The sequence below is a fragment of the Paenibacillus hunanensis genome, assembly GCF_014645615.1.
GTDB classification, from domain to species: domain Bacteria; phylum Bacillota; class Bacilli; order Paenibacillales; family Paenibacillaceae; genus Saccharibacillus; species Saccharibacillus hunanensis.
Map to the genome: position 1 here is coordinate 396026 of NZ_BMMB01000008.1, position 9788 is coordinate 405813.

The window sequence follows — 9788 nt, forward strand, 5'->3', positions numbered from 1 at the left end:
GTAAAAGGAGACAACTGTCGTCTGTAAGGGGACAGATCGACGACATTGTTGTTTGAGCACATGTCGTGTATCCTTCCGATTCTTGCTTAATATTGGCTAGCCTAGCATGTGAACACAGCCTGAGAAGATAGAGGTGAACTATCCTGATGAAGCAAATGATCGTGAGCTGTGATCCTAATGAAACACGGATGGCATTATTGGATAAAGGTGAACTGGTAGAATTCGCTTCGGAGCGTTCATCTGGCAAAGGAATCGCCGGTAATTTTTATAAAGGCAAAGTGATGAATGTACTGCCTGGCATTCAGGCGGCATTTGTAGATATTGGACAGAAGAAAAATGGCTTTTTATATATTGATGATGTGCTACACCCGCATATGGATAAGCAGCCCAGCGTGAAGCCGAATATCGCAGAGCTGATTCATCCGGGTCAGGAGCTGATCGTACAGGTAACTAAGGAGCCATCTGGTAGTAAAGGCGCCAAGCTAACCACGCATTATTCCTTGCCAGGTCGCTGGCTCGTTTATATGCCCTATGCGGATTATATTGCAGTATCGAAAAAAGTAAGCACCGATCAGGAGCGGACGCGATTGCGACATCTTGGTGAGAAGCTACGTCAGGACGAAGAAGGACTGATTTTGCGAACGGTTGCTGAAGGGGAGCATGACGACGCCATAGCTAGTGATTTGCTGATGCTGCGTGGTCTGTGGAAGCAAATTGTTGTTCGAGCTGAGCGTCAGCGTCCGCCAGCAGAGCTGCATCGTGATCTCGGGCTAGTAGAGCGAATGCTGCGCGATGTATTTCATCCGGAGGAAGATCAATTTATTACCGATGATACTGCATGCATGGAGCGTGTAAAGCAGTTTTTATCAGGCATTACTTCTACTAAGGAAGCAGCACAGGTTGAGCTATACCGTGATTCCGAGCCGATTTTGCAGCGCTTTGGTGTAGAAGAGAAGCTGTATCATGATTTTCAACGCCGTATCTGGCTGGAAGGTGGCAGCTATATCGTATGGGATCAGACCGAGGCATTAACGGTGGTGGATGTGAACACCGGTAAGTTCACAGGTGGAGCTACACTAGAGGAGACGGTTACACAGACGAATATAGCGGCTGCTCAGGAGATTGCTCGCCTGCTACGGTTACGCGATACAGGCGGTATTATCATTATTGATTTTATCGATATGGATCAGGACAGTAATCGCAGACTTGTTATTGAAGCGCTGGAGAAGGTGCTTATACAGGATCGCACCAAAGCTCACATCGTAGGCTGGACAAGGCTTGGACTACTGGAAATGACACGGAAAAAGGCTCGTGAGGAAACTGCTAGCTTTGCTTATCAGACCTGTTCCGTCTGTCATGGTACCGGGAAAATTGCATCATGGATTAGGGATTGATTTATTGAGATGGCTGTGCTACAATCATTTGGTATGTGTCGGATATAACTCCCTCACATGCTGTAACCGCTCCGATCGGGTTATAAGTTTTGTTATGTTTACATAACAGACACCTGCATTAGGCGAGTCTGAGACATGAGGAGGTGCAAGAGAATGTACGCAATTATCGAAACAGGTGGTAAACAATACAAAGTGCAAGAAGGCGACGTATTGTTCATCGAGAAACTGGAAGCTACTGACGGCGAAAGCGTAACTTTTGACCGCGTTCTGGCGGTATCCAAAGAGGACGGTCTGGTAACAGGTCTGCCACTGGTAGAAGGCGCAACCGTAACAGCGAAAGTTGAAAAACACGGTAAAGGGCACAAAATTGTAGTTTACAAATACAAGCCTAAGAAAAACTACCACAAAAAACAAGGTCATCGTCAACCTTATACTAAAGTGACTATCGAGAAAATCCAGGCGTAAGAAGGTGCGGTAATTGATTATCGTGCGTATAGAACGGCTTGAGGATGGGACAATTCAAGGTTTTTCATCACGTGGACATGCAGGCTATGCGGATCCTGGAGAAGATATTGTATGTGCAGCTGTTTCTGCCATTACGGTTGGAGCGGTGAACTCGATTGAATCTCTGACCGGTATAGTGATGAAGTCGAAGATGAAGGATGGATTTTTAAGTGCGCGATTGCGGAATCTTTCAGAGGATGCGCCGCATGAGAAGATTCAATTGTTACTGGAATCAATGCAGGTTATGCTTGTAACTATCGAAGAGTCTTACGGTGAGTATATCAAAATAAAGCAAGTTACATTAACGGAAAAAAGGAGGTAGACAACATGTTGAAGCTTAATTTGCAATTGTTCGCTTCGAAGAAGGGTGTAGGTTCCACGAAGAACGGTCGTGATTCCCACTCCAAACGTCTGGGAGCAAAACGTGCAGATGGTCAATTCGTACTTGGTGGCAACATCCTGTACCGTCAACGCGGTACTAAAATCCACCCAGGAACAAACGTGGGCATCGGCAAAGACGACACATTGTTTGCAAAAGTTGACGGCGTCGTGAAATTCGAACGTTGGGGCCGTGACCGCAAAAAAGTGAGCGTCTACCCGGTTGACGTTGCTCCAGTAGCAGCAGCAATCGAACAATAATCCTTTCTTCGGATAGGATGAGCAAGCCTCCGGTACGTGTCAGTGCCGGAGGCTTGTTGTATTTATGGAAGCTCTATCTAGTGTAGGGTGGAGATGAGATTCGTAGTAATCTCCTTCGTTTTCCTCGTTTGACAAATCGTGGGTTGTGTTATACTTAGTGTTGAGAATAAGCACTTAACGATTGGAGCGAAACGATGAAGCATTTTGGCTGGCGTCCGGCTGTGCTTGCCGGAACGATTATTTTACCATTAGCAGCAGCATATCGCTGGAATACGCTCCCTGCTTTTATTTTGCTGGGATTATGGATCGCACTCGTCTACTGGCTTGGTTTGAAAATGGTACATGGTGAACTGGCAGAGCAGCATCGGTTAGAGCGGTTGGCAGCTCGGATCAAGAACGAGGAAGCCTCAACGGCATCCCTTTCTGTGGCTACCCCAGCAGAGTCATCTGCTAATCTGGAGCAGCTTTATGAGACAGCCATTGAAGCATTCAGTCATCATCGTCATGATTGGATGAATGATTTACAGCTGTTATATGGCTATGTTCAGCTAGGTAATCGTGAACGACTCGTTGAAAATATCGAACGTATTAAGGAGCAAATGAATGCGGATAGCCGTGTTTCTCGCTTGGGAATTCCACAGCTCATATTTTATTTGCAGACATTTACAGCCGTTAATCGTAACATTAAGCTAGAATTGGAGATCGAGGATGGAATGACGCTCGCCGCACGGCTTACGCCGGAACAGAGTGAGGCGTTGACCCGAGTGATGCAGCAGACGATCTCCGCTTATGAACAATATGGAGGATCGTCCTGGGGTGAATGCCCCACACTGTTTATTATGATTCGTAGTAGCGATGATGGCATGGAAGTGATTTTCGAGCCAGAGGGTGAGTATCCTGATGCGGAGACACTATGGCTTGAAGTGAATCGTTATGTGCAGTCGACAGATATGCGGGCTTCTCGATTAGAGGAAGATCCGTCATCGATTACACTGCATATAGAATAGTAGGGTTCCCTTAGCGAATAGGGAAAGTATTTTGAAAATAGAGGTGCAATTATGTTTGTAGATAAAGCGAAGATTTTTGTAAAAGGCGGCGACGGCGGTAACGGAACGATCTCATTTCGTCGTGAGAAATACGTTCCAAACGGAGGACCAGCAGGTGGTGACGGTGGTCGCGGCGGCGATGTCATTTTCCGTGTAGATGAAGGTCTGCGTACGCTGATGGATTTCCGTTATCAGCGTCACTTCAAGGGACAACGCGGTGAAAAAGGACGTACGAAAAACCAGCATGGTGCAGGTGCAGACGACACAATCGTTCGTATCCCACCAGGTACCGTTATTATTGATGAGGATAGCGGCGAAGTGCTGGCTGACCTGACGCGCCACAATCAGGAGATTGTCGTTGCAAAAGGAGGACGTGGAGGACGCGGAAATACTCGTTTCTCTACCCCTGCGAACCCAGCGCCTTATCTGGCTGAAAATGGTGAAGAAGGCCAGGAGCGTAACATTGTGCTTGAGCTGAAAGTCATGGCTGATGTGGGTCTGGTTGGTTTCCCAAGCGTCGGCAAATCGACACTGCTGTCTGTTGTATCCGCAGCAGAACCAAAGATCGGTGCATATCATTTTACAACGATTACGCCAAACCTGGGTGTAGTGGCTGTAGGCGATGATCGCAGCTTTGTTATGGCGGATCTGCCAGGTCTGATTGAGGGTGCTCATGAAGGCATCGGTCTGGGTCATGAGTTTTTGCGTCACGTTGAACGTACACGCGTTATCATTCACGTGGTAGATGTATCTGGCTCGGAAGGACGCGATCCATTTGAGGATTGGGTGAAAATCAATGAAGAGCTGAAGCTGTACAGTGCGGAGCTGGAAAAGCGTCCTCAGATTGTAGCAGCTAACAAAATGGATATGGAAGAAGCACAGCAAAATCTGGAGGAGTTCACTCGCCAGGTGCTTGAAGTAAGACCGGATATCCAGATCATTCCGATTTCTTCATTAACACGTCAGGGTATTCAGGAGCTGCTCTACAAAGCGGCGGATCAACTGGATCAAATGCCTGAGGCTGTTGCTGTTGAAGAGGTTCAGCAGGTTGCTGAGCGTAAAGTATATCGTTTGGAAAAAGAAGAAGACGAGGGTTTCAAAATCTACCGCGAGAACGAAATCTTCGTGGTGGAGAGCAAGAAGATCGAAAACCTCATGAAACGTATGCAGCTGAACTCCGAGGATGCGATTATGAAGCTGGGTCGTACGATGCGTCATATGGGCGTCGACAACGAGCTGCGTAAACGCGGTGCCAAAGACGGCACAGTCGTTCGAATTGGCGAGCTGGAATTTGAGTTCGTTGAAGGAAGCAGCTATTTCTAAGTCGATTAGCATGTATTTCTAAGATCATGAGTGAGATTTGGCTTACTTGCTGTGATCCGTTATGTTAGTGTCAACTTGGCGATGACGCGATAGATTAAATATATAGTCGCTTGATTAGCTATAGCGAATTATATTACTAAAAAGCACGATATTCTGTAATAACAGGTTGAAGAATAGACCTTCTTCACACTGTAACGCAGAGATCGTGCTTTTTATTTTATATACCGCCAGATATACCGCTTGCCTTACTTCAGCTACAATGTAAGCCTTATCAAGGAAAAAGTGGTTGCCTGACATGGACAGTTACTTTATAATGTCCACTATACGAAAACATGAGTCTTTGAGGAGAGGACGCTGTGAAAGAAAAATACTATCTTGTGCGTGAAGATATTTTACCTGAGGCAGTGCTGAAGACGATGCGTGTGAAGGAGCTTCTAGCTTCCGGCGATACACGCACGATCAATGAAGCAGTCGAAAAGATTGGTCTCAGCCGTAGTGCTTTTTATAAATACAAGGACGGAATTCATCCGCTTAACCGTTTGGAAAAGGATCGAATCATTACCGTCTCCTTTGATCTGGATCACCGTTCTGGCATTTTGTCTCATGTGCTGGGCTTGATGGCTGAATATGGAGGAAACGTACTAACCATTCATCAGAGTATCCCTTTGCAGGGAAGAGCGAACGTTGTTCTGTCCGTAGAGACGACGCGTTTGACTGAGGATCTGGATACGATGGTAGAAGCGATGCAAAATGTAGCTGGTGTACGGCATATTCATATTATTGGTCAAGGCTGATGCAGACTGTCGCGGACTACTATACAATGGATGGAAGCATGGTATCCCGTATATAACAGAGCAGACAACAAATGAGCAGAAATCGTCTCAGGAGGGGAAGGGCAAGATGAAACCAGTAAAAGTAGGCTTATTAGGATTAGGTACAGTAGGAACGGGCGTAGTACGTATCGTACAGGGAAACCAGGAAGACTTGAGCAGTCAGGTAGGTTCACCGATTACGATTGAGAAGATTGCTGTACGTAGCATCGATAAGGCGCGTAACATCGATATTGATCCAGCTTGTTTGACAACGGATCCGTGGGAAGTGATCCGCGATCCAGACATTGACGTAATCGTTGAAGTAATGGGCGGTATTGATTCGACACGTGAATATATTCTAGAAGCATTAGAGCGCGGTAAGCATGTCGTTACGGCGAATAAAGATCTGATGGCACTACACGGCAGTGCAATTCTGGCGAAGGCGCAGGAAAAGCAGTGTGATGTATTTTATGAAGCAAGTGTTGCGGGTGGTATTCCGATCATTCGTACGTTGATTGAAGGCTTTTCCTCTGACCGTATTGTGAAAATTATGGGGATCGTCAACGGTACGACCAACTATATTTTGAGCAAAATGAGTCAGGAAGGTGCCTCGTACGCCGATGTGCTGAAGGAAGCACAGGAGCTTGGCTATGCGGAGTCCGATCCGACAAGTGATGTGGAAGGTCTGGATGCAGCACGTAAAATGGCGATTCTCGGTACGCTGGGTTTCCGTACGAACGTGGAGCTGTCCGATGTAACGGTACAGGGGATTTCTTCGATTACGAAGGAAGACATTAACTATGCCAAAAATCTAGGCTATGAAATGAAACTGCTCGGTATCGCTACAAGTCAAAATGATCATATTACGATCAGCGTGCAGCCAACCATGATCCGGAAAAATCACCCACTTGCTTCGGTCAACGGAGTATTCAATGCCGTATACGTGCATGGTGAATCCGTAGGAGAGACGATGTTCTATGGAGCAGGTGCAGGTGAATTGCCGACAGCGACATCGGTTGTAGCTGATCTGATCGCTGTGATCAAAAATCTCAAGCTAGGTGTCAATGGACTAAAGGCGATCGTGCCCTATAAGACGAAGAAGCTTCAATCTGATGATCAGGTTATGTACAAAAACTTTATCCTGCTACACGTCGATGATAAAGCAGGGGTGCTTGCTCAGATCACTCAGGTATTTGCCGAGTATAATGTAAGCTTGGCATCCGTTGTTCAGCAGCCCAATGCGACTAATCCGGATGCAGAGATTGTGATCATTACCCACCGTGCGAGCAAAGCCAGCTTTGACCGGGTATTGCAGCATTTCGAGAATCTCGATGTGATTCAGCGCATCAAGAGTATCTATCGGGTCGAAGATATTTAAAGGAGCAATGTAGTGATGATGACGAATGAAGGTTTGCAAAAAGTATATACACCTCGTAAAGCAGTTCGTGTTGCTGTTCCAGCGAGTACTGCCAATCTAGGACCTGGCTTTGATACACTTGGTATGGCACTCGGCTTGTACTCCTGGATTGAGATGAAAGAAGCAGAGCAGACTCGTATCATATTGCTAGGTGACCAGCTATATGGCATCCCTACGGATAAAACGAATCTAATTTATAAAATGGCACAGGCTGTTTTCCGTAAAGCAAACGTATCGATGCCGGAGCTCGAAATTACCATGTATTCGGATATTCCGCTCACTCGGGGATTAGGTAGTAGCGCATCAGCACTCATCGGTGCCTTAGCCGCAGCAAATGCCTTAACCGGACATGCGCTTCCTGATGAAGAGCTGCTGAATATGGCGACCTCCTTTGAAAAGCATCCTGATAATGTGGGTGCATCTCTCTATGGTGGAATTGTAGTAGCGACATGGGATGGTCAGCAGGCAAACTGTTTGCGAATTACACCGCCAACAGAGCTACAAGCGCTGGTGATTATTCCTGATTTCCAATTGTCTACTACCAAAGCACGCGAAGTATTGCCAGCCCAGCTATCCATGGCCGATGCGATCTATAATATTAGTCGTAGCTCTCTGCTAGTCGCGGCACTATTTTCAGGCAAGCTGCATTTGATTCGTGAAGCGATGCAGGATCGTCTGCATCAGCCGTATCGTGCGACTCTTGTACCGGGAATGGAGCAGATTTTGGAGCAGGCGACTGATCATGGCGCACTGGGCATTGCACTTAGTGGTGCAGGCCCTACAATGATCGCATTTGTAGATCGTCATTCGGCGCAGAAGGACCAACTAGAAGGATATTTGATTGATACAATGAAGGCGCAGGGGATTACAGCCAGTACATTATGGCTTGAACCTGTAACTGAGGGCGTTGTATACTACTACGATACCGAAACCTATTCATTTATGGATATTGTCAAAGGAGAAGTTCGTTTATGATTCGTATTGCTGCCTTACCGTCTGGCTCCGTATCTCATGAAGCACTACTCCATATCCTGGGCGATCAACCGATCGAGATTGTACATCATAAGATGATTGCCGATGTCTTTCTATCTACTGCTCAAGGAAAGACAGATTATAGCGTGATTCCAATCGAAAACACGATTGAAGGCTCCGTAACCCTGCATATGGATTGGCTTGTACATGAAGTGGATATTCCGATGCAATTGGAGTGGGTGTATCCATCGATTCAAAATCTGATCGGCAGACGCAGTGAATTGATTGCTGATGGAGAAGACCCTTCTTTTGTGAGTCCAGAAAGCAATCTGGACTATAGCCGCATTCGTAAAGTATTGTCTCATCCCGTAGCGATGGCGCAATGTCATCAATTTATTCGAAGTACATTGCCAGAAGCAGAGCTGGAGCATGTCGGTAGTACGGCTGAAGCGGTGCAGATGGTTAGCCAGAACCCAGGTCAAGGACTCGCAGCGATTGGTACTTCATTGGGAGCACAAAAATACGGCCTGGACATACTCGCTGACCGTATTACAGATCACGACAATAACCATACTCGGTTTGTTCTGATCGGTAATCGCCCCATCACCGTCAAAAAAGAAGCCGATCATATGAAGACGAGTATGCTAATTACGCTGTCTGAGAACTTTGCCGGTGCACTTCATCAGGTGCTGGCTGCCTTCTCATGGCGCAAGCTCAACCTCTCTCGTATTGAATCGCGCCCAACCAAGAAGAAGCTGGGTAATTACTATTTCTATATCGATGTACTGGCCTCACAGGATTCCGTACTGATCAAGGCAGCGATGGAAGAAATTCAAGCACTCGGCTGTCAGGTAAGAGTTCTTGGCTCTTACCCATGCTATGAGTACAATTTGGCAAGAGCTAAGAGCTAAGAGCTAAGAGCTAAGAGCTAAGAGCTAAGAGCTAAGAGCTAAGAGCTAAGAGCTAAGAGCTAAGAGCTAAGAGCTAAGAGCTAAGAGTGACCATACAGTGGATTGAATTATATAAAGACAGAGCTTGGATCAGAACCAGCATAGCATGATGCTATGGGTTCGTTTCTACAGCTACTGTCTTTATTTTTACAAAGCGGCCTAATATATGATCCATACCTATAATCCATGATAAAACAGTTAATCATGTCATGTCATGTCCTTCTGTGAATCCTTTGTATTGCAGCTATCATGTTAAAAGGGTAGGCATGATATTACTAAAAATATAACGATAGCAGTGCCGAAGGATGACCGACTACATGAGGGCAATTTCGAAGGTTGATTTGAGTAAATACATATTCGAAAATTAATTATAAAAAAATGCTTGCCAAATATCTGAGGGCATGATATAGTATAAAAGTTGTCACGAACGAGTGATAACAAAGAGAAAAAAGCTGGTTTTGGTTCTTGGGTAATATAAAAGAACGAAATAAAGCTTCTGACTTAACAACTTTTAAGTTTACAACCAATAAACGGTTGAAAAAAACTTCAAAAAAAATTGTTGACAGAAAAGAAAGAAAATGATAAGATATAAGAGTTGCTGCGAGAGACACTGAACAGCAACGAAAGAGTTTGATCTTTGAAAACTGAACAACGAGTGAGTGAAGAACTTTGTTCTTCAAATATAGAGAACAGCAATGTTCTCGCCAGCAACAAAATGAGCACGTCAAACA

General features: G+C 45.7%; 10 protein-coding genes and 1 other annotated feature. All 10 genes read left to right on the forward strand.

Going from position 1 to position 9788, the window contains the following annotated elements:
* Positions 1 to 146 precede the first annotated feature (146 nt).
* The 10 genes from IEX62_RS18940 (at position 147) to pheA (ending at position 9018) form a co-directional block, all read left to right on the forward strand.
* Positions 147 to 1394, forward strand: coding sequence for an Rne/Rng family ribonuclease (locus IEX62_RS18940; protein WP_188777144.1), 1248 nt, complete (start codon positions 147 to 149; stop codon positions 1392 to 1394).
* Positions 1395 to 1448: 54 nt separating this feature from the next.
* Positions 1449 to 1534, forward strand: a sequence feature (ribosomal protein L21 leader region).
* A 13-nt stretch (positions 1535 to 1547) separates the two neighbouring features.
* A complete protein-coding gene (gene rplU, locus IEX62_RS18945; RefSeq protein ID WP_188777147.1) occupies positions 1548 to 1859 on the forward strand; it encodes a 50S ribosomal protein L21 in 312 nt (103 codons plus the stop codon).
* Between the two features lie 13 nt (positions 1860 to 1872).
* Positions 1873 to 2220 carry a ribosomal-processing cysteine protease Prp gene (locus IEX62_RS18950; protein WP_188777149.1) on the forward strand — a complete coding sequence of 116 codons (348 nt, stop codon included), beginning with the start codon at positions 1873 to 1875 and terminating at the stop codon, positions 2218 to 2220.
* A 5-nt stretch (positions 2221 to 2225) separates the two neighbouring features.
* Positions 2226 to 2537, forward strand: coding sequence for a 50S ribosomal protein L27 (gene rpmA / locus IEX62_RS18955; RefSeq protein WP_188777152.1), 312 nt, complete (start codon positions 2226 to 2228; stop codon positions 2535 to 2537).
* A gap of 194 nt (positions 2538 to 2731) precedes the next feature.
* A complete protein-coding gene (locus IEX62_RS18960) occupies positions 2732 to 3544 on the forward strand; it encodes a Spo0B domain-containing protein (RefSeq protein WP_229685928.1) in 813 nt (270 codons plus the stop codon).
* Between the two features lie 51 nt (positions 3545 to 3595).
* Complete coding sequence (gene obgE / locus IEX62_RS18965) at positions 3596 to 4906, forward strand: GTPase ObgE (RefSeq protein ID WP_188777154.1); 1311 nt, start codon at positions 3596 to 3598, stop codon at positions 4904 to 4906.
* Positions 4907 to 5262: 356 nt separating this feature from the next.
* A complete protein-coding gene (locus tag IEX62_RS18970; RefSeq protein ID WP_188777156.1) occupies positions 5263 to 5700 on the forward strand; it encodes an ACT domain-containing protein in 438 nt (145 codons plus the stop codon).
* 106 nt (positions 5701 to 5806) lie between these two features.
* Positions 5807 to 7096, forward strand: coding sequence for a homoserine dehydrogenase (locus IEX62_RS18975; protein ID WP_188777159.1), 1290 nt, complete (start codon positions 5807 to 5809; stop codon positions 7094 to 7096).
* Between the two features lie 15 nt (positions 7097 to 7111).
* Positions 7112 to 8110, forward strand: coding sequence for a homoserine kinase (gene thrB / locus IEX62_RS18980; RefSeq protein WP_188777161.1), 999 nt, complete (start codon positions 7112 to 7114; stop codon positions 8108 to 8110).
* The gene (gene pheA / locus IEX62_RS18985) at positions 8107 to 9018 is read left to right on the forward strand and encodes a prephenate dehydratase (RefSeq protein ID WP_188777163.1); all 912 of its coding nucleotides are present in this window, start codon (positions 8107 to 8109) and stop codon (positions 9016 to 9018) included. Before thrB ends, pheA begins: the two co-directional genes overlap by 4 nt.
* The last annotated feature ends 770 nt before the right edge of the window (positions 9019 to 9788 follow it).